Annotated in this window: 21 protein-coding genes; 16 read left to right on the forward strand and 5 right to left on the reverse strand. The window is 42.3% G+C overall.

What is annotated here, in order from left to right:
• Positions 1 to 7: 7 nt before the first annotated feature.
• The 9 genes from H9Y05_RS11955 (at position 8) to yiaA (ending at position 11,491) form a co-directional block, all read left to right on the forward strand.
• Entirely contained in the window at positions 8 to 2,074 is a 2,067-nt protein-coding gene (locus tag H9Y05_RS11955) for an OmpA family protein (protein ID WP_216714422.1), read from the forward strand.
• A 136-nt stretch (positions 2,075 to 2,210) separates the two neighbouring features.
• Entirely contained in the window at positions 2,211 to 2,741 is a 531-nt protein-coding gene (locus tag H9Y05_RS11960; protein ID WP_235992195.1) for a glutathione peroxidase, read from the forward strand.
• A gap of 47 nt (positions 2,742 to 2,788) precedes the next feature.
• Positions 2,789 to 3,739, forward strand: a complete 951-nt coding sequence (locus H9Y05_RS11965; protein ID WP_216714423.1) for a site-2 protease family protein — start codon at positions 2,789 to 2,791, stop codon at positions 3,737 to 3,739.
• On the forward strand, positions 3,720 to 4,268 hold the full coding sequence (locus H9Y05_RS11970) for a Smr/MutS family protein (protein ID WP_216714424.1): 549 nt from the start codon (positions 3,720 to 3,722) through the stop codon (positions 4,266 to 4,268). Before H9Y05_RS11965 ends, H9Y05_RS11970 begins: the two co-directional genes overlap by 20 nt.
• A gap of 101 nt (positions 4,269 to 4,369) precedes the next feature.
• Positions 4,370 to 5,467: a redox-regulated ATPase YchF gene (gene ychF, locus H9Y05_RS11975; RefSeq protein ID WP_216714425.1), complete on the forward strand. Its 1,098-nt coding sequence runs from the start codon at positions 4,370 to 4,372 to the stop codon at positions 5,465 to 5,467.
• A 58-nt stretch (positions 5,468 to 5,525) separates the two neighbouring features.
• Complete coding sequence (gene fahA, locus H9Y05_RS11980; protein WP_216714426.1) at positions 5,526 to 6,803, forward strand: fumarylacetoacetase; 1,278 nt, start codon at positions 5,526 to 5,528, stop codon at positions 6,801 to 6,803.
• Positions 6,804 to 7,057: 254 nt separating this feature from the next.
• Positions 7,058 to 8,593, forward strand: coding sequence for an MFS transporter (locus H9Y05_RS11985; protein WP_394366345.1), 1,536 nt, complete (start codon positions 7,058 to 7,060; stop codon positions 8,591 to 8,593).
• Positions 8,594 to 8,733: 140 nt separating this feature from the next.
• Positions 8,734 to 10,989 (forward strand): RelA/SpoT family protein, encoded by a 2,256-nt coding sequence (locus H9Y05_RS11990; protein ID WP_163491990.1) that lies wholly within the window; start codon positions 8,734 to 8,736, stop codon positions 10,987 to 10,989.
• Between the two features lie 94 nt (positions 10,990 to 11,083).
• A complete protein-coding gene (yiaA, locus tag H9Y05_RS11995) occupies positions 11,084 to 11,491 on the forward strand; it encodes an inner membrane protein YiaA (protein WP_163491991.1) in 408 nt (135 codons plus the stop codon).
• Between the two features lie 38 nt (positions 11,492 to 11,529).
• On the opposite strand, the gene H9Y05_RS12000 is transcribed toward yiaA, so the two are convergent.
• Entirely contained in the window at positions 11,530 to 12,264 is a 735-nt protein-coding gene (locus tag H9Y05_RS12000) for a biotin--[acetyl-CoA-carboxylase] ligase (protein ID WP_216714427.1), read from the reverse strand.
• A gap of 74 nt (positions 12,265 to 12,338) precedes the next feature.
• On the opposite strand from H9Y05_RS12000, the gene rsfS reads away from it, so the two are divergent.
• The 4 genes from rsfS (at position 12,339) to H9Y05_RS12020 (ending at position 16,406) form a co-directional block, all read left to right on the forward strand.
• Positions 12,339 to 12,713: a ribosome silencing factor gene (rsfS, locus tag H9Y05_RS12005; protein ID WP_163491997.1), complete on the forward strand. Its 375-nt coding sequence runs from the start codon at positions 12,339 to 12,341 to the stop codon at positions 12,711 to 12,713.
• Positions 12,714 to 12,725: 12 nt separating this feature from the next.
• Positions 12,726 to 14,828, forward strand: coding sequence for an ATP-dependent zinc metalloprotease FtsH (gene ftsH, locus H9Y05_RS12010; RefSeq protein ID WP_163491998.1), 2,103 nt, complete (start codon positions 12,726 to 12,728; stop codon positions 14,826 to 14,828).
• A gap of 107 nt (positions 14,829 to 14,935) precedes the next feature.
• A complete protein-coding gene (locus H9Y05_RS12015; protein WP_216714428.1) occupies positions 14,936 to 15,874 on the forward strand; it encodes a bifunctional riboflavin kinase/FAD synthetase in 939 nt (312 codons plus the stop codon).
• On the forward strand, positions 15,834 to 16,406 hold the full coding sequence (locus H9Y05_RS12020; protein WP_216714429.1) for a leucine-rich repeat domain-containing protein: 573 nt from the start codon (positions 15,834 to 15,836) through the stop codon (positions 16,404 to 16,406). The genes H9Y05_RS12015 and H9Y05_RS12020 overlap by 41 nt, the downstream gene beginning before the upstream one ends.
• A gap of 58 nt (positions 16,407 to 16,464) precedes the next feature.
• Here H9Y05_RS12020 and H9Y05_RS12025 read toward each other — a convergent pair whose 3' ends face one another.
• A complete protein-coding gene (locus H9Y05_RS12025; protein ID WP_163492003.1) occupies positions 16,465 to 18,483 on the reverse strand; it encodes an FG-GAP-like repeat-containing protein in 2,019 nt (672 codons plus the stop codon).
• A gap of 23 nt (positions 18,484 to 18,506) precedes the next feature.
• Complete coding sequence (locus H9Y05_RS12030; RefSeq protein WP_163492004.1) at positions 18,507 to 19,598, reverse strand: hypothetical protein; 1,092 nt, start codon at positions 19,596 to 19,598, stop codon at positions 18,507 to 18,509.
• A 173-nt stretch (positions 19,599 to 19,771) separates the two neighbouring features.
• Here H9Y05_RS12030 and H9Y05_RS12035 point away from each other — a divergent pair, with 173 nt between their 5' ends.
• The 3 genes from H9Y05_RS12035 to H9Y05_RS12045 are packed head-to-tail and all read left to right on the forward strand — an operon-like array spanning position 19,772 to position 22,375.
• Positions 19,772 to 20,419, forward strand: coding sequence for a carboxypeptidase-like regulatory domain-containing protein (locus H9Y05_RS12035; protein ID WP_216714430.1), 648 nt, complete (start codon positions 19,772 to 19,774; stop codon positions 20,417 to 20,419).
• A 12-nt stretch (positions 20,420 to 20,431) separates the two neighbouring features.
• A complete protein-coding gene (gene menA / locus H9Y05_RS12040) occupies positions 20,432 to 21,331 on the forward strand; it encodes a 1,4-dihydroxy-2-naphthoate octaprenyltransferase (protein WP_163492007.1) in 900 nt (299 codons plus the stop codon).
• 9 nt (positions 21,332 to 21,340) lie between these two features.
• Positions 21,341 to 22,375 (forward strand): o-succinylbenzoate synthase, encoded by a 1,035-nt coding sequence (locus H9Y05_RS12045; protein ID WP_216714431.1) that lies wholly within the window; start codon positions 21,341 to 21,343, stop codon positions 22,373 to 22,375.
• Here H9Y05_RS12045 and H9Y05_RS12050 read toward each other — a convergent pair.
• Both H9Y05_RS12050 and H9Y05_RS12055 read right to left on the reverse strand, forming a co-directional pair.
• Entirely contained in the window at positions 22,372 to 23,259 is an 888-nt protein-coding gene (locus tag H9Y05_RS12050) for a hypothetical protein (RefSeq protein ID WP_216714432.1), read from the reverse strand. The genes H9Y05_RS12045 and H9Y05_RS12050 overlap by 4 nt on opposite strands.
• A 24-nt stretch (positions 23,260 to 23,283) precedes the next feature.
• Positions 23,284 to 23,709: a hypothetical protein gene (locus tag H9Y05_RS12055; protein WP_216714433.1), complete on the reverse strand. Its 426-nt coding sequence runs from the start codon at positions 23,707 to 23,709 to the stop codon at positions 23,284 to 23,286.
• Positions 23,710 to 23,790: the final 81 nt, after the last annotated feature.

Below are 23,790 nucleotides of genomic sequence, written 5' to 3' on the forward strand. Positions count from 1 at the left end.
AACGACTATGAAAACATTATTAGTAATCATTACCCTATTGACTGGCTTTGTCGTGTCTGCTCAAAGTGTAGACTTCAAAGCCGCAAACTTCAAAGATGATAAAGACGGACTGAAAAAAGCAACCGATGCCATCAAAGCGGGAGAAACATCCTTTCAGCTTGCCAATGATGCGGTATTTGCCACGCAAAGTCCCGGATTGAACTACAAAAAAGCATTGCAACAATTTGAAATTGCTCAAAAATTCAATCCCAATAATGCATTGAATAATTTCCGAATCGGGGTGTGTCACATGTACACAACCGATCCGGGAAATGGAATTCCGTTCATCAAAAAAGCCTATGAACTGGACAAGACCTGTGATCCGTTTATGGAATATTATTATGGATTGGCATTGCAACTGGAAGGAAAATACGACGAAGCATTAAAGGCATACACCACATTCGAAACCGGCTATAAAAAAGCAGATGAGTTCGGAAAATTCGTTTCCCTGCACATCAATGAATGTAAAAATGCCAAAACAGCAATTGCAGCTCCCGTACGAGCATGGGTGGATAATGTAAAGGAACTGAACAGTGCGTTTGACGATTATGCACCCTCCATTTCCACAGACGGAGGAGAAATCATCTATACATCCAACCGCCCGAACGGAAAACAGGCAAATGAAGTAGGTGAATACGATAAAGACATTTACACCTCCTCTTCTTCCGGACTCAAATGGGCGGTTCCTGTTGCAATCAAAGGAGGAGTAAATACAACCGCTGACGATGTTTCCAACAACATCAGTTTTGATGGGACGAAAATGTTGTTACACAGAGACGATAACGGGCAAATTGACATTTATGAAAGTACATTGAAGGGTGCCAGTTGGTCGGATCCGGTAAAATTACATTTCCAGATTTCATCCAACAGAGCGAATGAAATCTACGGGGCGTACTCGAATGACGGATGGAGTATTTATTTTTCCCGCGATAATTCAACAAGAAGCACGGGATATGATATCATGTATTCCTCCATGCAGAGTAAAATGGAAAAAGACTTTAAAGCTGCGACGATGCTTGCAGAGGTAAATACCGGATTTAACGACGGTCCGATTTACCTGCACATCGACGGGGAAACGATGTACATTGCATCCCAGGGAAGAGCTTCAATGGGGGGATACGACATCTTTGTTTCTAAAAAAATCCAGGGAAAGTGGACCGCTCCGAAAAACATGGGATACCCGATCAATACTCCTTATGATGATTTCTTTTTTGCTTCTACGGCGAACGGAAAATTTGCTTATATCGCTTCCAATCGTGACGGCGGACAGGGAGGATATGATATTTATAAGGTAACATTTTGGGGAGACGACAAATTACCGCACCTGGAAACAGAGGATTATTTGCTGGCGTCTGCCATTATGCCGATTAAAGACAATCAGGTGGAAGCGAAAGTGGATGTGAACAGAAAATCATTTACCGTTTTCAAAGGAAAAACAATTGATGCGATCACAAAAAAGGCGGTGGAAGCACAAATCGATATCATTGACAATGCAACAGGCTCCGTTATTGAAACCTTCACGACCAACAGTGCGACAGGGAAATTCATCATTACTCTTGCTTCCGGTAAAAACTACGGAATCCTGGTACGGGCAGAGGGATACTTGTTCCATTCCGAAAACTTTGACATTCCGAAGGGAGCTGCAGACAACCTGGTAGACAAGACGATTGAATTGAAAAACATCAAAATCGGAAGTACAATCGCTTTGCGAAATATTTTCTTTGATACCGGAAAATCGACTTTGCGACCGGAATCTAATTCGGAATTGGATCGATTGGTTAAATTGCTGAAGGATGTTCCGAATCTTAAAATCGAGATTTCAGGGCATACTGATAATACCGGTTCAGCAACGCTCAACAATGAACTCTCAAAAGCGCGGGCAGAGGCCGTTGTGACATATCTGAAAACAAAGGGAATTGCCGCGAATCGCCTCACTTCCGAGGGATATGGCTCCTCCAAACCTGTGGCAAGTAACGACAATGCCACAGGAAGACAGGAAAACAGAAGAACCGAATTTAAAATTACCGGGAATTAATTCCTGAACAAAACAGGGAAAGGAGTTGACAGATTGGTTCAACTCCTTTTTTATGTCTTAAAGAATTCTAAATTTTGAACCGGATGTCAAAAAAACACGTACTTTTATACAACAATAAAAACAATTCAAGATGAAAATGATCCTATTCGCATTGTTAGTCGGCATCACATCGGTCTCAATAGATGATTCGAAATCAATTTATCAATTCAAAGTAACGGATATTGACGGAAAAGAATTTGACCTGTCGACACTCAAAGGAAAAAAAGTAATGATTGTCAATACGGCATCTAAATGCGGACTGACACCGCAATATGAGCAACTGGAAAAGGTATACCAGCAATACAAGGACAAGAATTTTACGATCATCGGCTTCCCCGCCAATGATTTCATGAGCCAGGAACCGGGAAGCAATGAAGAAATCGCTGCTTTTTGCCAGAAAAACTACGGCGTAAGTTTCCCCATGATGGCAAAAATTTCCGTCAAGGGAAAAGAGCAGCATCCGCTGTATACCTTCCTGACTGAAAAGCGCTACAATGGACTGGAAGACAATAAAGTTGCCTGGAACTTTCAAAAATACCTGATCAATGAACACGGACAACTGGAAAAAGTTATTTCTCCGAAAACCAGCCCGGATGCCCCGGAAATCATTGAATGGATCGAACAATAAAATCGGATTTAATTGTTTTTTAAGCAATTAATGGTTACATTTATAGCATGAATGATTTTGATTTTTACCCGCCAAAGCCTGAACTGATCGAGCGCGAAAGCAAAACGAATTGGGCTGCAACGGTATTTTCCATTGTGTTGTTCGTCCTTGTTTTCATGTTCATGTTCTCCAATGAAATCAATTTCATCCTGGCATTAGTTATCGTATTATTAATTCACGAAATGGGACATTTCCTGCTGATGAAATTATACGGCTACAAGAATGTCCGCATGCTCTTTGTTCCGTTAATGGGGGCTTTTGTACACGGAAAGAAAGACTGTTATTCGCAAAAAGAAAGCCTGTTGGTTGTCGGAGCCGGACCTTTCCCGGGATTAATTATCGGGTTTAACCTCATGTTGTTCTCTCAACACATGAACTCTCCGCTCATGTTTCAAACAGGGATGTTGTTCCTGATGCTAAACATTATCAACCTTGTTCCGCTCGACCCCCTGGACGGAGGTCAGTTATTCAAGTTACTTGTCAGCAGAAACCAGGAAAAGTTCCTGATGATTTTTTCCTTTGCCTCTTCCCTGCTGATCATTGGAGTCGGGTTCTTTCTCAATAGCTTTTTACTCATGCTTTTTGGGTTCTTCATGGGATTTCGTGTGCGGGCGCTCCAGAAAAACTTTCACCTTCACAAAGAATTAAAAGAAGAGGAAATTCCGTTCACAACCACCTACAAAGAACTTTCAAACAAAGATTTCTGGAAGATCAAACAGATTATCCTTGAAAAAACACCGACATTGAACAAATACATTCAATATGCCGAACAGGAAGAAGTCGACATGCTGATGGCTTCACAGGTAAATTCAGTTCTTATCACACCGGTAAAACAAGATGCCAATCTGTTCCTGAAAATAAGCACCATCGTCTTATGGATGCTGGCATTAACCAGTCCGTTTATTCTTTATTATTTACTGGATCTAAACTGGGTTCAATATGCAGTTAAAAATTGGTGAGAAGGTTGTCTTTTTAAAGGAAGCCGGTGGTGGAATAGTCAGAAAAATAGAAGGAAAAACAATATATGTAGCGGACGAGACCGGCTTCGACCGTCCTTTCCGGTTGAATGACTTAGGAAAGATTCATGGAACGGATTACCACGTGCCGGAAGACGAATCGGCACTCTTACAACTCGCTGACGGATCTAAAAAAAACAGGCCGGATACCCCAAAAGCCTATACTCCATATAAAGATTACTGGGAAATAGACCTCCACTACGAGGATTTAATGGATGTATATGGTGAGCGGTTAATCAGCCGGGAAGATCAGACCCTGCAAAAGCAATTAGCCGTGTTTAGAGATGTTTACCACAAAGCACGGCAAAAGAAAATGCGCAAATTAATCGTTATCCACGGTTTCGGAAGAGGAGTGTTGCGCCAGGAATTACAAGTATTCCTCAAAGGTCAGGATGGCGTAGATTTTTTCGACGCGCCTTATACCGAATACGGACATGGGGCCATTCAGGTAGAAATCAAGTATCGGTACTGAGTGTAAAACGAATGCGGAACAACGCCCACAATCAAATTCTTTTCTTAAATTTGCGTGCCTTTTCAGGCGTTTAACAAAAACATTAATATCAAACAATAAGCATGGCTTTAAAATGTGGTATCGTAGGTTTGCCAAATGTGGGTAAATCAACATTATTTAACTGTTTATCCAACGCGAAGGCGCAATCTGCCAACTTCCCGTTTTGTACAATTGAACCAAACGTGGGAACAATTTCAGTCCCTGATCAACGCCTGGAAAAACTGGAAGCACTCGTAAAACCGGAAAAGGTCGTTCCGACAACAATGGAGATTGTAGACATCGCCGGATTGGTGAAAGGAGCTTCAAAAGGAGAAGGTTTGGGAAATCAATTCCTGGCAAACATCCGGGAGACCGATGCGATTATCCATGTCTTGCGTTGTTTTGATGACGGAAACATTATTCACGTAGACGGTTCCGTAGATCCTGTTCGCGATAAAGAAATTATTGATATTGAACTTCAGCTGAAAGACCTGGAAACAATTGAAAAGAAAATTGCTTCCCTGGCACGCGTATTGAAATCGGGAGATAAAGACGCCGTAAAAGAAAATGCGTTGGCAGCAACGATTAAAGCCGGGTTGGAACAAGGAAAATCAGTGCGTGAACTCGGATTTGATGAAGAAGAAAAAGAAATTGTAAAACGGTTTCAATTGATCACATCCAAACCGGTTCTCTATTTGTGTAACGTAGACGAAGCATCCGTAAAAACAGGTAACAAGTATGTTGATATTGTAAAAGAGGCTGTAAAAAATGAAAATGCTGAAGTACTGGTAATCGGTGCGAAAATTGAATCCGATATCAACGAACTGGAAACATACGAAGAGCGAAAAATGTTCCTCGATGAATTGGAACTGGACGAACCGGGAGTAAATCGCCTGATCCGTTCTGCGTATTCATTACTGAATCTCCAGACCTATTTTACCGCAGGTGTGAAAGAAGTACGCGCATGGACCGTACACAAAGGAGTAACTGCTCCACAAGCCGCCGGCGTGATTCACTCCGATTTCGAAAAAGGATTTATTCGCGCAGAAGTCATGAAATACGATGATTTTGTATCTTTAGGTTCTGAAGCGGCAGTAAAAGAAGCTGGTAAGTTTAAAGTGGAAGGAAAAGAATACATTGTACAGGATGGTGATTTGATGCACTTCCGATTTAATGTGTAAAATAGTGTTTGAAGTCTAAAAGTCTAACTTCTGGAAATCCAGAATTTAAAATAAAAATATGTCCGAAATAGTCGCAAATAATCCGAATTTAAAATCTTGGGTGGACGTTCCTGCCAACAGTGATTTCCCGATCCAGAACCTGCCGCTTGGTGTGTTTAAAACAGACTCCCTCTCGCCGAGAGCAGGATCGAGAATCGGTGATTTTGTCATCGACCTGAAAACCTTGTTTGTGCTCGGTTATTTTGAAAACCTGCCATTTTCGTCAGAAGATTTTGATACCGACAACCTGAATTCATTAATGAAAAAAGGAAAAAAAGCGACCAGAAACCTCCGCAACCGGCTTTCAAAATTGTTTTCGACAGAACACGATGATTTACAAAAAAACACCCACCACGTTGATCAGATCCTGGTGCCTGTTGCTTCTGTCGTCATGCTAATGCCTGTTCAGATCGGTGATTATACAGATTTTTATTCCTCCCGTGAGCATGCGACAAACGTCGGAACGATGTTCCGTGATCCGAACAATGCCTTGTTGCCAAACTGGTTGTGGATCCCTGTTGGTTACCACGGAAGAGCAAGCTCTGTGATTATTTCAGGAGAACCTATTTACCGTCCGAAAGGGCAAATCAAACCGAATCCGGAAGAGAATCCGATATACGCACCATGCAGAAACCTGGATTTTGAATTGGAAACAGCATTTATCACGTATGACGGGAAACCACTTGGAGATTCTATTTCCACCGAAGAAGCAGAAGAATACATTTTCGGAATGGTCTTGTTCAACGACTGGTCGGCTCGTGACATTCAAACATGGGAATATGTTCCGCTCGGGCCATTCCTTGCAAAGAATTTTGCTTCATCTATCTCACCGTGGATTGTAACACTGGATGCACTTCAACCTTATAAAGTTGCCGGACCGGTACAAGATCCGAAAGTGTTAAGTTACCTGGAATACAACGGAGAGAAATCATACGACATCAATCTGCAGGTATTGATTCAACCGGAAAACGGAGAGGAAAACCTGATCTGTCGCTCCAATTTTAAATACATGTATTGGAATATGGCGCAGCAACTGGCACACCACACAGTGAACGGGTGTAACGTACGTTGTGGTGATTTAATGGGATCAGGAACAATCTCCGGACCAACGCCCGATTCCTATGGTTCAATGCTGGAACTGGCGTGGAAAGGAACAAAACCATTGCCGATGTCAGACGGAACAGAGCGGAAATTCATCCAGGACAACGACACGGTAATCATGCGTGGTTATTCCGAAAAAAACGGCATTCGCATCGGATTTGGAGAGGTGAGCACGAAAGTATTACCTGCGAAATAATTTCGAAAACAAAATACCGGCAATCCCCGTTTCTATTGAGACGGGGATTTTTTATTTATGGTTTGTTCAAAGAGTCAGGTGATGAAATAGTGTTGAACGAATTGCACAACTACTTGCATATATCAGATTGAATTACTGAAAGATCATTGGACGATGCTGTTCGTTGTTCCATTAACCACAGATGCACGAATTACGTATTGACAATTCATCGGAGTCATTTTTTTGTCTATCCTTCTTTTTCAATCCGTACATCCGTGGGAAAAAATAACACACCATTTACAGAACAGAACCTGGAAAAAATAACTTCCAAAATAAATTGTAACTTCCTGCAACTGTTTGTACATTTGAAACAACCTTTATTGTCCAATAACAGAAGAACCAACTTGTCAATGACGGCCCATATTCAAACAGCACGCACAAAAAAAATACTGCCGTTATTACTGGCCATGGCCATTTTCATGCAAATGCTGGATTCAACCATCCTCAATACCTCCATTTCAGCCATTGCACACGATCTGAAAGAATCTCCGCTAAACATGCAGAATGCCATTATCAGTTACGTTCTTACACTGGCATTGTTCATTCCGGTGAGCGGATTCCTGGCGGATAAACTGGGGACAAAAAAAGTATTCATTGCAGCATTGATTTTATTTGCATTGGGCTCTCTGTTCTGTTCCATCTCACAAAACCTTACACAGTTAGTTGTCTCCCGTGTGATTCAGGGAATCGGGGGAAGTTTGATGACACCTGTCGGGAAATTAGCGTTGATCAAAACATTTCCGAAAAACGAACTGTTGCAGGCAATGAATTACGCCATCATCCCCTCTCTGATTGGTCCCGTGTTAGGTCCTTTAGTCGGAGGTTACCTGGTTGATTATCTTTCCTGGCATTGGATTTTCTTAATCAATATTCCGGTCGGAATTATCGGTGTGATCATGAGTCTGAAATACATGCCGGACTACAAATCCGATTTTTTACAATTTGACCTGAAAGGATTTTTATTATTCGGTGGAGCATCGTTATTGCTTTCCGTCTCACTGGAAATTCTGGGAAATGCAAAAAACCTGACTCCTGTGTTATTGATTGTACTCCTGGGACTCCTGATGTTGTACATGTATTACAGGCACGCAAAAACAGATGAAAACCCTATTTTCCCGTTAAACCTTTTCCAGGTACGTACGTTCCGGGTAGGAATTGTGGGAAACCTGGCGACACGGCTCGGAATCAGTTCCATCCCGCTGCTGCTCCCAATGATGATTCAAATTGCTTTTGGGGAATCTGCTGTCGTTTCCGGGTGGATCGTAGCGCCAATGGCACTCAGCGCCATGCTTGGAAAATATACCGTTATTCCCGTTTTAAATAAATTGGGATACCGTACAACGCTGATGACCAACACCTTTATTATTGGTGTTTTAATTTGTTGTTTGGCAATCCCCGACATTCACACATCCATTTACTGGTACATTCCTATTATCCTGATCATGGGGTTTTTCAATTCCATTCAATTTACTTCCATGAATACGATTTCCATTTCGGACTTGCGTGCCTATCACACAAGTAGTGGCAATTCACTGGTTTCCGTTAATCAGCAACTGGCCATCGGGTTTGGAATTGCATTCGGACTCATCGTTTTGAAACTGTACCAGGGTGATCTTCACCTCATTCAAAATGAAATTCACAATGCTTTCCGCTATACCTTCCTGACTGTCGGTAGTTTAACCATTCTCTCTGGGCTGGTATTCCGCCGCCTGCATTTTAAAGATGGTGACAACATGAAAACAAACAAGTAAGAGCCCCGCTTTTTGTCAATCAGGAAAATCTTCAACAATAAGCTGTAGAAAAATTAGCCGGAACAGCGCTTCTCATGAATAAAATACTAGTGATTTTTTGTTATTTTTGTCTAAAGGAACGACCAATAGCAGACACATTTATGGCAGAAATAAATCCGGATTTTCCCCACATCGATTTAGAAAAAGAACGAAAAGAAATATTGAGTGCATTCAGGGGACTGATGCGTTTGGTTAAAAACCGCTCCAAGGAAGATACGACCATGATCCGAAAGGCGTTTGATGTGGCCGTTGAAGCGCACAAAGACATGCGTCGCAAATCAGGGGAACCTTACATTTACCACCCGATTGCCGTGGCGCGGATTTGTGTGGAAGAAATGGGATTGGGACCCACTGCGATTATTTGTGCCTTGCTGCACGATACGGTGGAAGATACGCACATCACACTCCAGGATGTCGAAGATTTATTCGGTCCGAAGGTACGGTTGATTATTGACGGACTGACCAAGATACCGGAAGTATTTGATGAAAATGCCTCTATTCAGGCGGAGAATTTCAGAAAGATGATTCTCACCATTTCCGATGACCTGCGTGTTGTGCTAATCAAACTGGCCGATCGTTTGCACAACATGCGTACACTGGGTAGTATGCGGGAAGACAAGCAATTGAAGATCGCTTCTGAAACGAAATTTTTATATGCTCCGCTGGCGCACCGTCTGGGGTTGTATTCCATTAAATCGGAATTGGAGGACCTGGCATTCAAGTACACCGAAAAAGAAATTTATCATCAGATAGAGACCTCTCTGAAGTCGACGCAGGATGTCCGAAACCGTTTCATCCGCAGATTTGTGTATCCGATCAAAGAAGCAATGACCAACGAAGGGTATACATTTGAGATCAAAGCACGGACAAAATCGATTTCTTCGATCTGGAGGAAGATGAAAACAAAAGGAATTCCTTTTGAAGAAGTCTATGACGTATTCGCAATCCGGATCATTGTCGAGACTCCGCAGGAAATGGAAAAATCCGATTGCTGGCGTATCTATTCCATTGTAACGGATTTTTACCAGCCAAGTCCGGACCGACTGCGCGACTGGATTTCTACTCCGCGTGCCAACGGGTACGAATCCCTGCACACAACCGTAATGTCCCCCCAGGGGAAATGGGTAGAAGTACAAATCCGTTCCAAACGAATGGATGAAATTGCGGAAAAAGGACTTGCTGCACATTACAAATACAAAGAATCAAAAAAAGACGATTCGAAATTCGATCGTTGGATCGCGGAGATCCGATCATTGCTGGAAAACCCGGATTTGAACGCAATGGATTTTGTCAATGAATTTAAACTGAATTTATTTAATGACGAAATTTATGTCTTTACACCACGGGGAGAATTACGGGTCTTACCAACCGGTTCCACCATTCTTGATTTTGCATACGATATTCACACAAAAATCGGAGATACCTGTATCGGAGCGAAGGTTAATAACAAACTGATGCCCCTCTCCTACCAGCTTCAGAGTGGCGATCAGTTGGAAATCATTACTTCGTCCAAGCAAAAACCAAGCGAAGAATGGCTGCGAATGGTCGTAACCGCACGGGCAAAGCAAAAGATCAAATCCACACTGAATGAAGAGCGCAAGCAAATCGCCGATGACGGGAAAGAAATTTTGATGCGGAAGTTCAAACAACACAACATCCGGTTTGTTTCTGAAAACATTACTTTCCTTGAAAAAAGCTTCCACCTTCCAGGCGCAACCGAATTGTATTTCAGGATTGCCAAAGGAAAAATTGACCTGGGGAAATTACGGGAATTCGACAATGACAATGGCTTACTTGCTCACAAGAAAAAAGAAGTAACGACCAAACGGGTGCGTAAAAAGGAAAACATCCAGGCATCCATCGATAAAAAATCAGATACCCTGATTATCGGCGAAGATTTCAAGAATATTCAGTATACACTGGCCAAATGCTGCTCCCCGATTCCGGGTGATAAAGTCTTTGGGTTCATTACCATCAATGACGGAATCAAGATTCATCGCAACAACTGCCCGAATGCCGAGCACCTGATGTCGAAAATGGCATACCGCTGTATAGCTGCACGCTGGAGAGACCAGTACCTGGAAGAACGGGAAGTAACAGTGAAAATTTTTGGTTTCGACCGCATGGGAATTGTCAACAAACTGACCGAAATTATTTCTCATCAGCACAACGTCAATATGAAGTCCATTTCATTTGAAACAGAAGACGGATTGTTTGAAGGACGTGTCAAAGTAATGGTATACGACACGGAACACCTCGATCAGTTGATGCGTAAATTTGAACAGGTTGAAGGAGTTCAGCGCGTAGTAAGATGGGATGACGAAAACAATGAACCGGAAGACTACGACGAAGATTGATTCATTAAGTCACCTGTTTGTTAACGCATTTTTAGTATAATTGCGACTTGTTAACTACAAAACAAACACAAAAATCAACACATAAAACGAACGTATGAATCAAAAACCATCAAATGCATTTATCGCCGCATCCTGGATTGCTTTGGGATCGGGACTCACCGGGTTCATTGTAGGACTGTCCAGGGCTGAAATGATTTTAAGTGAAAAAGGTTATTATTTTACGATCCTGCTGTATGGACTATTTGCTGTCATTTCTGTTCAGAAAAGTGTCCGTGACCGATTAGAGAATATTCCCGTTACAGATATCTACTACGGGTTGAGCTGGTTCTCTACCATTACCTCAATTGTATTGTTGGCAGTGGGATTGTGGAACTCCAATCTTCTTCCGAGTGAAAAAGGATTTTACGCATTCGCATTTTTGCTGGCATTATTCGGCGCAATTGCCGTCCAAAAAAATACCCGCGATGCACAGGCATTTAATAAAAGTAATCACCAGGAATAAAAAAGGACAGGCTTGTTATCAAAAATAGCAAGCCTTTTTTACAGGACAAACTTTACTTCTTTCAAATCAAAATACTCAACACCCCTTCCGGTATGTACTTCCAGCCTTCCGATAGCATCCGTTCCGAGAATAACACCTTTCTCAAGCACCTCATTCCGAAGAAAATCTACTTCTTGGTTGATTCCCCACAGTTTTTCCTCATATTCCGCTTTTAAGGTCTCCCGGTTAGCACCAATCAGGCGCCCGAATTGTTGATTAAGTTCATTGATCAGTGTAAATGCTATTTCCTTTACGTTGACCGCCCCTCCTGTTTCCAGCTTCACACTCGTCGCTTTTACCCCCTGAAAATCAACCTGGTTTACATTCAACCCTATTCCGATCGTTGAACTTTTCACCCCTTTATCCGACAGCGTGTTCTCAATTAAAATTCCCGCCAGTTTTCCATTCTCAGTCAACAGATCGTTGGGCCATTTGATAACCGAATAAATCCCTGTTTTCTTCAATGCCTGCCAGAGAGAGAGTGCTACCCAATGATGAATGGAAGATTGCTGGTCTGTCGGGAAATCAGAGTATTCTACAAACAGTGAAAAAATGAGGTTCATCCCCGGTTGAGTCTGCCAAATCGTCCCGCGTTGTCCCCGCCCATTTGTCTGCTCGTCTGCCATTATTACAGTTCCATGTGAGATTTCTCCTTGTTTTGCAAGGTTGGCAATATAATTGTTGGTTGAGTCTACAACGTCCAGATGGATGATTTTATGTCCGATTTGATTCATAATTTCATTTCTGTGAACGAATATAGGAAGTAAATTTAAAAATAGCATTAGATTTGTAAAGAGTAAAGGTATTAATGCAGAAAGAAACGAAAATTAGTTCCCAAAAATTGTGTGATGCAATTGTTGAAGGAATGCAGGAAAACAAAGCGAAAGACATCACGATTCTCGATTTAAGAAAAATATCGGGAGCAGTGTGTGATTTTTTCGTAATTTGTAGTGGAGAATCCAATACACAAGTAGACGGTATATGTTCGGCGATACAACGCCATACCAGAAAAGAAATCCAGGAACGTCCATGGCATGTAGAAGGCAAAAACGGTAGTGAGTGGGTATTGCTGGACTACGTAAATGTTGTTGCCCATGTGTTCGGTCGTGAACTCAGAGAGTACTACGACCTGGAAGATTTATGGGCGGATGCAAAGATTACCCGTGTACCGGATATTTATTAATAACAAAAGAACATGGCACAAGACAAAAATCAAAAAAACGGGAGTAAAAAGAATCCTTTCTCTATTTACTGGATATACGCCATTTTAGGTATCGGGTTAATTGCCTATCAGTATTATTACAGTGCAAGCAGCAAGATTCCGTTAAAAACAGTCGCTCAGTTCGAATCACTGGCTGAAGGCGGGTACGTGGAAAACGTAACAATTGTCATCAATAAACTGCGGGCGGACATCCGCTTAAATGAGGACGGGATTGGCTTTTTAAAGTCGACAGACGAAAAACAGTTTCAAAACATTAAAAAAGCCGTAAAAAATCAAAATGTACGTGGCAAAAGTTCCGGAGCATATGATTTTGAATTGAATATTTCCGACAACGGAAACTTCGAAAAGAAAATTGAAGAAATCAATGCTAAATTGAAAGAAGGAGGCAAACACCAGATTCCTTACACATCTGAAACGGAATACGATTACCTTTCCAGTATCCTGGGATTCCTGCTTCCGATCGTGCTGATCTTTGCACTTTGGATGTTTATCATGCGTAGAATGTCCGGAGGTGGCGGAGGTCCCGGCGGACAGATCTTTAACATCGGAAAATCACGTGCACAGGTCTACGACAATGGGAAATCTACCAACGTTACATTCAAAGATGTAGCGGGATTGCAGGGCGCAAAAGAAGAAATTGAGGAAATTGTAGAGTTTCTTAAAAACCCGAAAAAATATACGGAGCTGGGAGCAAAAATTCCAAAAGGAGCATTGCTGGTAGGCCCTCCGGGAACAGGAAAAACGTTATTGGCAAAAGCCGTAGCCGGAGAAGCAAAAGTTCCGTTCTTCTCCCTTTCCGGGTCTGACTTCGTTGAAATGTTCGTTGGTGTGGGGGCTTCCCGTGTACGTGATTTATTCAAGCAGGCCAAAGAAAAATCTCCTTCCATCATTTTCATCGACGAAATTGACGCAATTGGACGTGCACGCGGTAAAAACGGTGGATTCAGTTCCAATGATGAACGTGAAAACACCCTGAACCAGTTGTTAACGGAAATGGATGGATTTGGTACCAATTCAGGTGTGATCATCCTGGCAGCAACCAACCGTGCAGACATTCTGGACAAAGCGTTGATGCGTGCAGGGCGTTTCGATCGTCAGATTTATGTGGACATGCCAGACATCAACGAGCGAAAAGAAATTTTCCAGGTACACCTGAAACCGTTGAAATTATCGAAAGACATCGACATCGATTTCCTTGCAAAGCAAACTCCGGGATTCTCAGGTGCGGATATCGCTAACATCTGTAACGAGGCTGCGTTGATCGCTGCAAGAAAGGATAAAAAAGAAGTTGAAAAACAAGACTTCCTGGATGCCGTAGACCGGATCATCGGTGGATTGGAGAAGAAAAACAAGATCATTACCAAAGATGAAAAACGTGCCATCGCATTCCACGAAGCCGGTCACGCAACCATTTCCTGGTTATTGGAATATGCACATCCGCTGGTAAAAGTAACCATCGTTCCTCGTGGACAATCACTGGGAGCGGCATGGTATTTACCGGAAGAACGAAGCATTACAACGACGGAGCAAATCCTTGACGATATGTGTTCTGCCCTGGGAGGACGCGCTGCCGAGCAGTTGATTTTCGGAAGAATTTCCACCGGTGCACTGAGCGACCTGGAGAAAGTTACCAAACAAGCGTACGCAATGGTATCGATTTATGGTTTGAATGAGCGAATCGGAAATATTTCTTACTACGATTCACAAGGAAGAGAATCGTTCCAAAAACCATACTCAGACGACACTGCGCGCGTGATTGACGAAGAAGTGAGTAAATTGATTGAATCGCAGTATCAACGGGCATTGCAGATTCTTTCAGACAACAAAGAACAATTGACGCAATTGGCTGAAAAATTGCTTTCTTCGGAAGTTATTTTCAAGGAAGATCTGGAAGAAATTTTCGGGAAACGTCCGTGGGACAGAGAACATGTTCAGGAAGACCTGAGAAAGGTTGAAATTCCGGAAGAATTGAAGCAGGAACTGGAAGAAGAAAAAAACGAGATTCCATTCAATACTCCTGATCAACCTGAAACACCGGAAGAAAACAATCCTTCGGATGAAGAAAAAAGAGAATAAGTACTTTTTATAAAGACAAAAATCCCGGAGATGTTCTATTTTCGGGATTTTTTCTTTCTGTATATTTGCACAAAATAAAAAACTGTCAGTTGCCTGTCACACGAAACATGAAGATTTTTCACAATTTTGAACAGATCAATAACATTCCGAATCCTGTATTGACAATCGGCACCTTCGACGGTGTTCACCTGGGACACCAGAAAATCATTTCCTACCTCAACCGGGAAGCGGAAAAAATTAACGGGGAATCGGTCTTGTTTACCTTTTATCCACACCCTAAAATGATTCTGAATCCGGACAACCATGGCATTAAACTGATTCAGACACAGGAAGAGAAATTAGAAAAATTGGAGCAAACTGGGCTTCAGAATATCATTATACACCCATTCACACCGGAGTTTTCACAGTTGACAGCAGAGGAATTCGTCCGCGATTTTCTTGTTCAAAAGCTACATGTAAAACACCTGGTGATCGGTTACGATCATCAATTCGGAAAAAACAGAGAAGGAAGCATCGATTTTTTGAAGGCAGTCGCGCCAGCATTCGGTTTCGGAATTACAGAAATTTCAGCGGAGGAAATTGATGAAGTAAACATCAGTTCCACCAAGATTCGTACTGCCATTCTATCGGGAGATATTGAAACAGCCAACTCTTTTTTGGGAAGCCCGTTCAGTATTCGCGGAGAAGTTGTAAAAGGTAAGCAAAACGGAAGGTCATTTGGTTTCCCAACCGCCAACCTCGATCTGAAATACAATCACAAACTACTCCCGCCGGACGGCATCTATGTCGTACAGGTAAAAACCGGCGCGATCTGCCATAACGGTATTTTAAGCATCGGAACAAATCCTACGATCGCAGACAACAATGAGCGGACGGTTGAAGTGTACCTGCTCGATTTTTCAGGTGATTTGTATGGCACCGTTTTGGATGTGGAACTGCTGCATTTTATTCGTCCGTCAGTGAAATTTGATTCCATTGACCAGTTGATACACCAAATGAAAGAAGATGAAATTTATACCCGCCATTATTTCAGTACTGTTCATTAATCTTGCCTCCGCGCAGGAAAAACAGGTTAAATATTACTCACTGAGTGAATTGAAAAACGCTGTGGTCGATTCCGTTATCGCTGTCGATCTGAAGAAAATGAACCTGTCAGAACTTCCCCCGGAGTTGATGCGTTTTAAGCACATTCAATACCTCGATCTTTCCAAAAATAAATTTTCAAATGTAACAGGACTGGAAAATTTCCCGCATTTGCGTTACCTCAACCTCGAAAAAAACAGGCTCGATTATTTCCCCGTTTCCATCTGTCAACTCACAGAAATTGAAACACTCATTCTCAACCGCAATTATTTTGAATCCATTCCTGCCTGTATTGAATACTGTCAGCAATTAAAAACCATCGATCTGTGGTATACCTCTGTAACAACACTCCCGCAGGAAATCACGCGGATACCAACACTGGAGGCCATTGATCTGACCGGTATTCAAATCAACAAAGAACGACAGGAACAATTAAAACAAATGCTGCCCAGGGTAAAATTGACACTGAGTCCGCCGTGTAACTGTACGCATTGATATAAAAAAAACCGGCATTGGTAAATCAATGCCGGTTTTTTTGTGTATTCTGCTGAACTTATTTTTTAATAAACGAATCCGAGTAGCGTTTTCCGTTTTTCAAATCGACCTGTAAAATATACATTCCACTCTGGATCGAAGAAATATTCAACGTAGAAGAAGGCTGCCCGAGGGTCATTATTTCACGTCCCTGAACATCTACAATCCTCATCGATTCAACATCTTCTGCATTCAGATTTTTAATGGACAGCTGATCGCTTGCAGGGTTGGGATACAGTTCTACTTTTTGACCGTCAACCTCCAATAATCCAAGCGGATGTGCACCTTCAATTACCAGTACACTCTGATTTACATCAGGAGCCAGTACATTATCAATTGTTCCGGAAGGCCAATGTACCAATACGGAATCAATGGTTGTATTTGTTCCCACCCCGAAATGCACATTCAATGAATGCATGTGGCGGAATCCTTCTCCTGAACGTACGTCCCGGATTTGTTTCATTCCTCCGGAATACAATTCAACACGTGCACCAATTCCGTTGATGTTGCTTGCCGTTCCCTTTAAATGGATTTTCAACCAGTTGTTCGTATTCCCGTCATTCATGTAGATTCTGCTTCCGTTCTGAACATCCAGGAATCCATCGTTATTCATATCTCCTACCGAGCCGACCGGAAAACTGTACGACATCGGTGTAAATGTCAAATCACCGTTGTTAAAGGAAATGGACTGGTTCCCTCCCATTACATCTGCATATCCGTCATTGTCAAAATCAAATGTCACGTATTCGATACTTGATTGTGTATTGGTTTCCCAACCGGAACCACTCGTAATATCTGTAAAAGTTCCATCGCCATTGTTGCGCATCAATTTATGTGAACCGTCAGTAAACGAGCTTGCTCCGATCAACGCATCCATGTATCCGTCATTGTCGTAGTCATTCCATGCGGAAGACCAGGTCTGTACGGGATCATACATATTTGCGGCTGTTGACACGTTTGTAAACACACCGTTACCATCGTTTCTGTGTAATTCATTGAATTTTGCTGTCGAAGAACCTCCCCGGCATTTCGCTATAAACAAATCCGCATCTCCGTCGTTGTCATAGTCTACCCACACGGAGCCGTAATTTCCACCTTCGTCATGGTCACCCAATCCTCCCTGGTGAAATGTCAATACACCCGTACCGTCATTGAGGTAATACACATTCGGATCCACGTCATGGCAAACAAACGCATCCAGGTGTCCGTCGTTGTTGATGTCAACAAAATTGGTTCGCTGTGAGAACACATACTGGCTCCCCGTTACTTCTGTAAAGCCTGTTCCAGTTGCATTCGCATATAAGAACGTGACTCCGCTCCCTGCTCCGAGAACCAGGTCATTAAACCCGTTTTTATCAATGTCCCCGATTGCCATACTCCAGGAAGGCAAATACGTAATGTTTACAGGATAGGTTGTATTTGTGTATGCGCCCGAAACCTGTTGGTAATGAATTTGCACCTGGTTCGGACTTACCGTTACAATGTCGTCCAGGTAATCACCGTTCATATCCGCAATAGCGATTTTATAATCCCCGGTAATGGAAGGAAAATAATTTTCGGTGAATGTTACCGGGTAAACGGGTGGTTCAACAAAAGGAGTTTCCGTTATGGTAAAATCAAATCCCGTTGAATTCCATTTGTTGTCGAACGCGATGTAATATGTAACACCCTGAGTGACCGAAAAATCAATCAGTGAGAGGTATCCCGCACCGGAATCGTCATCTCCTGCATGGCAAACAAGTGCACCGCATGAACCGGTGTAAATGTGCACCCGTGTATCTTTTCCTGTATTTTGCGACAGGTCGGTAGATACCCTGACGGTATAATTATCGGTTGGTGTATACACATACCACTTTCCGGCGGACGCACCCGTTCCGTTAGGGGCGCAAACCGGCATCGGAACTTCTGTACCGTCAACAACATCAACGGTATACAACCCTGCAGTAACCGGAAGGGCTGTATTGCATGTACTCTGAGCAACCACGTCTGTTAATACAAGAGGAAGGGCCGCTGTAACAAGGAATAGTTTTCTTTTCATAAGTTTAATTTTTAAGTAGATAATTATTCACAAAACTCAATGGAGTTGATCCAATCTTCCAGTAATTGTACACCTTCCTGATGAACAAGTGTTCGCCCCAACAATGGCATTCTGACCGATTCATTCGTCGCGTTCAGCCGGAAATGCATCACAGACCTGTTGATATTACTCGGAGAAATGATGTAATTCATAGCAGGGTCGATCATCTCTCCGGGCTCTACGCATAGTCCCATGTTTGTTTTTGAGACCGTTTCTGAGAAACCAAGCCGGATCGGACGATAATCACAATGTTTCCCGGCACTGTGACAATGCGCACAATTAATATCTAAATAAGAACGTAAACGCAATTCAAGAGGTTGCGTGGCGTCCGAATAATTAACAACCGTATTGATGTTTGGCGGCAGGCTTCCGGAGAGATACCCCATTTCAATCATTTTCTGCAATTGATTTTTGACACCATCCGGGTAATTGTAGTTTTTGTTCATATTCTGCGGCTTCACTCCGATCGGGATCGGCACATCGTTTAGTTTGTGACAAACTTTACACTCTGTTTCGGAAGGAATCCGGTAATTTGTCGACAATTCCTGTCCGTTTCTGTTCCACGTAATATCGACGTAACCGCCGTTCATATCCAGGTAAGCTTCTGTCTGTTCTTCGTTCCAGATATATTCAGCAAAAATCCATCCACTTGCTTTTTTGATCATCACACGGGTTTCAAGAATTTTTGTCACATCCCCGGGCATCACGTGATCGTAATAAAAGTTTTTAATCAGTGCTGTTCCTACCGGAAAATTGAGAATGTCGCTATCTGCTACATAATCAGCACTTTTGCCATCCGGCATCCAGATAAAGCGTTTTTTGAGTGCATAATCCGTGAACAGCGAACTGATCGGCTCGTATTCCATAACACCATCAGCAGGTTGCTGATTTTTGATATCCCCCTGAAAAAAACGATACGAGGAAAGTTTCTGGTAAGGGACAATAGATAAAACGAGTGATACTTTGTTGGATGGCGTTCCGGGATCCGGAATTTCAATAGGTTCCACTTTTTTACAGGCTGTATAGAAGATCACGGATGTAGCAACCGTAATGAAAAAAAGGCCGGTTCTGACCATAATTAATTAGATTGAGAACAAACCAAAGCTAAACTATTTTTTCTATAATCGCAATTAATTGAAAATAAAACTAAAGCAATATTATATTTCCCTGAATTTGTTTAGTCGCCTGGATTTTGTTAATTTTATAGAAAAATTGGACGTTTCATCCAAAAAGAATGTACACTTGTATCATGAAGAATTTTAGAACCGGTCTTTTTATCCTTTTTTTGCTGAGTAGCTTCATGGCTCCAATTGCATCTGCTCAAGAATCCAAAGATTCAGTGAAGCTGATTCAGTTTTCCGGGATTGTTATTTCAGAGTCTGATTTAAATCCTCTGCCATATACAACCATCTTTGACAAAACCGCAGGAAGAGGTGTAATGGCTGATTATTACGGTTATTTTTCACTGGTTACCCAACCAAACGATACGTTATATTTCTCCTTTTACGGGTATAAAACATCTACTTTCATTGTTCCCGACACGTTAACAGATAACCTGTACTCCATTCTTCATACCATGTACAAAGACACGATCAATTTACCTGAATTCACGGTATATCCATGGCCTTCAAAAGAAGAATTTGCGCGTGCATTCGTTGAGATGAACCCGACGGATGATGCCATTAAACGGGCACAGCGGGAATTATCAGGAGAAAGCCTTGCATTTGTCGCCGCACGGGTAAAAACAGATGCTTCACTGGCACATAGTTATGCCGAAAATCAAATGTATACACAAATATACACACGGGGTCAGATGCCGGGGAACAATATCCTGAATCCATATGCCTGGTCGAAGTTGATCAGCGACTGGAAACAAGGAAAACTAAAACGGCAGTAATTCATTGCACACATGACCAAACAAAAAGCCTGGATAGAAGCCATTCGTCCCAGAACACTCCCCTTAAGTCTTGCAGGGATTCTTTTCGGATCGGCAATTGCATTTAAATCGGGAGCTATTGACTGGGTTATTTTTTCACTTTCCATTTCAACAACCCTCTTATTTCAGATATTGTCAAATCTCGCTAATGACTACGGCGATGGAGTTAAAGGAACTGACAACCATGAACGGGTTGGTCCGACACGGGCGGTTCAATCCGGAATGATCACACATCAGCAAATGAAATCGGCAGTAATCCTGACTGCTGTTTTAAGCTTTTTATCCGCGGCAGTATTGATTTATTTCGGTACACAGGCAATGGCCGCTCCTGTTTTATGGACGTATGCCGGACTTGCGGTGCTGTGTGTTCTGGCCGCCATCACATATACTGTTGGTAAAAAAGCATACGGCTATCATGGATTAGGCGATCTGATGGTTTTCATTTTCTTTGGATTGGTAAGTGTGTTAGGTGTTTATTCCCTGTATACCAAAACTTTTGACTGGAACAATTTGTATCCGGCAGCTACAATCGGATTATTGAGTGTCGCAGTTTTGAATCTCAACAATATGCGCGATTATGCATCTGATAAAAAAGCCGGGAAAAATACGCTTGTTGTAAAAATGGGCATCGACTATGCAAAACTCTATCACACGGTGATTGTATTGCTTGCATTGGCATTTCTGGTCTTATTCCTGTTAAAACAAACAGATGTGATTGCATTCATCAGTTTATTACCTGGTATTTCCCTATTTCTGCACCTGATGAAAGTTGCTAAAATAAGAACGACCAAAGAATTCGATCCGGAATTAAAAGTGGTCGCCTTGTCAACATTTGCAATTGCGGTTCTTTACTTTGCCTCTATTTGGTTTTAACGATGTGGAATGAAAGCCCGTTTTGAATATACCCCGTTGACCTTTAAACGACCCGCAGGTACCAGCCGGGGGGAACTGACAACAAAACATTCCTGGTTAATACTGATCGAAGCAAACGGAATTACCGGAACGGGAGAATGCAGTATCATCCCGGGACTTTCTCCCGATTTTGAATCACCCGGACAATACGAAACCCTGTTATCTGACGCTGTAACGGCCATCAACAACGGAACACTTACTCCGGAAAATGCAGCGGTCATATTGTACCGCCAACCTTCTGTTTTATTTGGTGTTGAATGTGCTTTCCGGGATGTGCAAAACGGTGGGAATAAAGTTTATTTCGACAACGCATTCAGCCGCGGACAGGTTTCTATTCCGATCAACGGGCTAATTTGGATGGGAAATGAATCCTTCATGCAGGAACAAATAGAACAAAAACTGGCGGGAGGATTTTCGACCATTAAGATGAAAATCGGCGCCATTGATTTTGAAACAGAATTCAACTTATTGAAAAATATACGCAGCCGTTACGACAGCACTATGATTACACTTCGTGTAGATGCAAATGGAGCTTTTTCTCCGAAGAAAGCTGTCCGTGTATTGAAACGGCTTGCGGAGCTGGACATCCATTCAATCGAACAACCCATACAGGCAGGACAATGGGATGCGATGCAGGAATTGTGTCGAATTACTCCCACTCCTATCGCGCTGGATGAAGAGTTGATCGGCATTCATACGCGGGATGAAAAAATCCGGCTCTTGTCCAAAATAGCTCCTCAATTCATTATTCTCAAACCAAGTCTTCACGGGGGAATTTCCGGTACAAAAGAGTGGATTGAACTGGCAGAGCAACATGCAATCACCTGGTGGATGACCAGCGCCCTGGAATCGAACATCGGTTTGAAAGCGATCTGCGAACTCACAGCAGAATATTCCAATCCGCTTCCTCAGGGACTGGGTACAGGAAGTCTGTATGTATCTAATTTTGAAAGTAACCTGACCGTAGAAAACGGGATGATCTTTTTAAAGAATCCATTGCGTTAGGAATTCGTTTTCTTCAGTTTCAACAGCATGCTGAACCACCACGGACTGTTGTCCCACTTCCAGTTATAATACACGCGATCTGTTGCACCAAATCCCAGGTTAAACTGACGAACGGAGGGAACAAATGAGCCTTCAAAGCTGAATCTCTTTCCATTGCTTAATGCTTGTCCAATCGAATGGTACATCAATGCGTGCATCAGTCCGTTTTGTTTTCCAAACTCATCAACACCACTTTTAATATGTAGCACTTCCCCCTTCCATTCGATTAAGATAATGGCTGCATGCAGTTTTTCTCCCCGAATTCCAAGACAGGTACACTGTCTTTTGTCGTAATTCAACAATAAGTGTTCAAATCGCACGAAATCAATCGGGGTTAAGCTTTTAACTTTTGCTTTGAGTTCAGAAATAACAATCGGGAGTGCCTCTTCGATGGAAACCGGTTTAATCAGCAGTCCTGTTTTTTCAAATTTTTTAATTCCCCGTTTCGTTTGTGAACCGGTCTGTAGTTCTTCTTCTGTTTCAATTACTTGATATACCTGCTCGGAAGCATTCCTGAACAAGCATTCATTTGTATTCAGATTTCCGCGTTTAAATCGTGCTCTCAGCAGTGTTTCCACCTCATTAAAATCGCATGGTTGCTCCCCCATCCAGTCCAGGGAACGGATAAAATTCGGTGTAAAGATACCTTTTACTCCCGCACGAACAGAATACGGAATCGCCATTGCTCCCCGGTAATCATCCCAAACAACTGCGCACCAGTTTTCCGAAAGGGCATCCAGGTAATACCGTTGATTGTATACCGTCGCAGCTGTTTTCGCTACCAGCGCATCCCATTTATTATCATCAAGCGCATTCTTGTCAATCAGTTGAAGCTGTCCGGACATGTTCACAATTATCTGTTTTATTTGTCAATGAACAACCTGAAGCGGAACATTCTTCACTACATAGGATTGTGTTTTCCCGGATGCAAATTGAATCACTACTTTAAAATCGTAGGTTGCTCCAATAGAACTGTCAAACTTACGCGCTGTATTCTGATATCCCATGTGTTCAAATCCTCCGTACTCATGCTGGTCAAAAGTCGTTGTTTTCCACGTTCCGTTTGCTCCTGTTGCTTCGATTGATGTCATCTTTATCTGTTCGTTGATCATTTTTTCTGACGGCGTAACATTGATAACCACATACGACTCGTCTCCGCTCAACGGCATTTCATTCCGGTAGCAGACTAACTCCACGGTTAAATCTGTATTGTTGTATTGCTTTTCATTAGATTTTTTGGCTGTTCCACACGACAAGATGCCGGCAAGGGAAATTAAACAGAAGAATAAGCGCATCAGTTACAAATAATTTGTTCAACGTATTTCAGAATGCTAAATGTAACAAATACAATCAATATTCCTGCTGTGTCAACCGGA

It is taken from the genome of Taishania pollutisoli (genome assembly GCF_014518315.1).
GTDB lineage: Bacteria > Bacteroidota > Bacteroidia > Flavobacteriales_D > Crocinitomicaceae > Taishania > Taishania pollutisoli.

Excerpts from the sequence above, each read along its gene's own strand:
- H9Y05_RS12050 (WP_216714432.1), bottom strand. The coding sequence starts at position 23,259 with ATGTCCGGACAGCTTCAACTGATTGACAAGAATGCGCTTGATGATAAT.
- ftsH (WP_163491998.1), top strand. The coding sequence starts at position 12,726 with ATGGCACAAGACAAAAATCAAAAAAACGGGAGTAAAAAGAATCCTTTC.
- fahA (WP_216714426.1), top strand. The coding sequence starts at position 5,526 with ATGTCCGAAATAGTCGCAAATAATCCGAATTTAAAATCTTGGGTGGAC.
- yiaA (WP_163491991.1), top strand. The coding sequence starts at position 11,084 with ATGAATCAAAAACCATCAAATGCATTTATCGCCGCATCCTGGATTGCT.
- H9Y05_RS12030 (WP_163492004.1), bottom strand. The coding sequence starts at position 19,598 with ATGGTCAGAACCGGCCTTTTTTTCATTACGGTTGCTACATCCGTGATC.
- H9Y05_RS12055 (WP_216714433.1), bottom strand. The coding sequence starts at position 23,709 with ATGCGCTTATTCTTCTGTTTAATTTCCCTTGCCGGCATCTTGTCGTGT.
- H9Y05_RS12015 (WP_216714428.1), top strand. The coding sequence starts at position 14,936 with ATGAAGATTTTTCACAATTTTGAACAGATCAATAACATTCCGAATCCT.
- H9Y05_RS12035 (WP_216714430.1), top strand. The coding sequence starts at position 19,772 with ATGAAGAATTTTAGAACCGGTCTTTTTATCCTTTTTTTGCTGAGTAGC.
- H9Y05_RS11965 (WP_216714423.1), top strand. The coding sequence starts at position 2,789 with ATGAATGATTTTGATTTTTACCCGCCAAAGCCTGAACTGATCGAGCGC.
- H9Y05_RS12045 (WP_216714431.1), top strand. The coding sequence starts at position 21,341 with ATGAAAGCCCGTTTTGAATATACCCCGTTGACCTTTAAACGACCCGCA.
- H9Y05_RS11955 (WP_216714422.1), top strand. The coding sequence starts at position 8 with ATGAAAACATTATTAGTAATCATTACCCTATTGACTGGCTTTGTCGTG.
- H9Y05_RS12025 (WP_163492003.1), bottom strand. The coding sequence starts at position 18,483 with ATGAAAAGAAAACTATTCCTTGTTACAGCGGCCCTTCCTCTTGTATTA.
- H9Y05_RS12020 (WP_216714429.1), top strand. The coding sequence starts at position 15,834 with ATGAAATTTATACCCGCCATTATTTCAGTACTGTTCATTAATCTTGCC.
- H9Y05_RS11990 (WP_163491990.1), top strand. The coding sequence starts at position 8,734 with ATGGCAGAAATAAATCCGGATTTTCCCCACATCGATTTAGAAAAAGAA.
- ychF (WP_216714425.1), top strand. The coding sequence starts at position 4,370 with ATGGCTTTAAAATGTGGTATCGTAGGTTTGCCAAATGTGGGTAAATCA.
- H9Y05_RS11970 (WP_216714424.1), top strand. The coding sequence starts at position 3,720 with ATGCAGTTAAAAATTGGTGAGAAGGTTGTCTTTTTAAAGGAAGCCGGT.
- menA (WP_163492007.1), top strand. The coding sequence starts at position 20,432 with ATGACCAAACAAAAAGCCTGGATAGAAGCCATTCGTCCCAGAACACTC.
- H9Y05_RS12000 (WP_216714427.1), bottom strand. The coding sequence starts at position 12,264 with ATGAATCAAATCGGACATAAAATCATCCATCTGGACGTTGTAGACTCA.
- rsfS (WP_163491997.1), top strand. The coding sequence starts at position 12,339 with ATGCAGAAAGAAACGAAAATTAGTTCCCAAAAATTGTGTGATGCAATT.
- H9Y05_RS11960 (WP_235992195.1), top strand. The coding sequence starts at position 2,211 with ATGATCCTATTCGCATTGTTAGTCGGCATCACATCGGTCTCAATAGAT.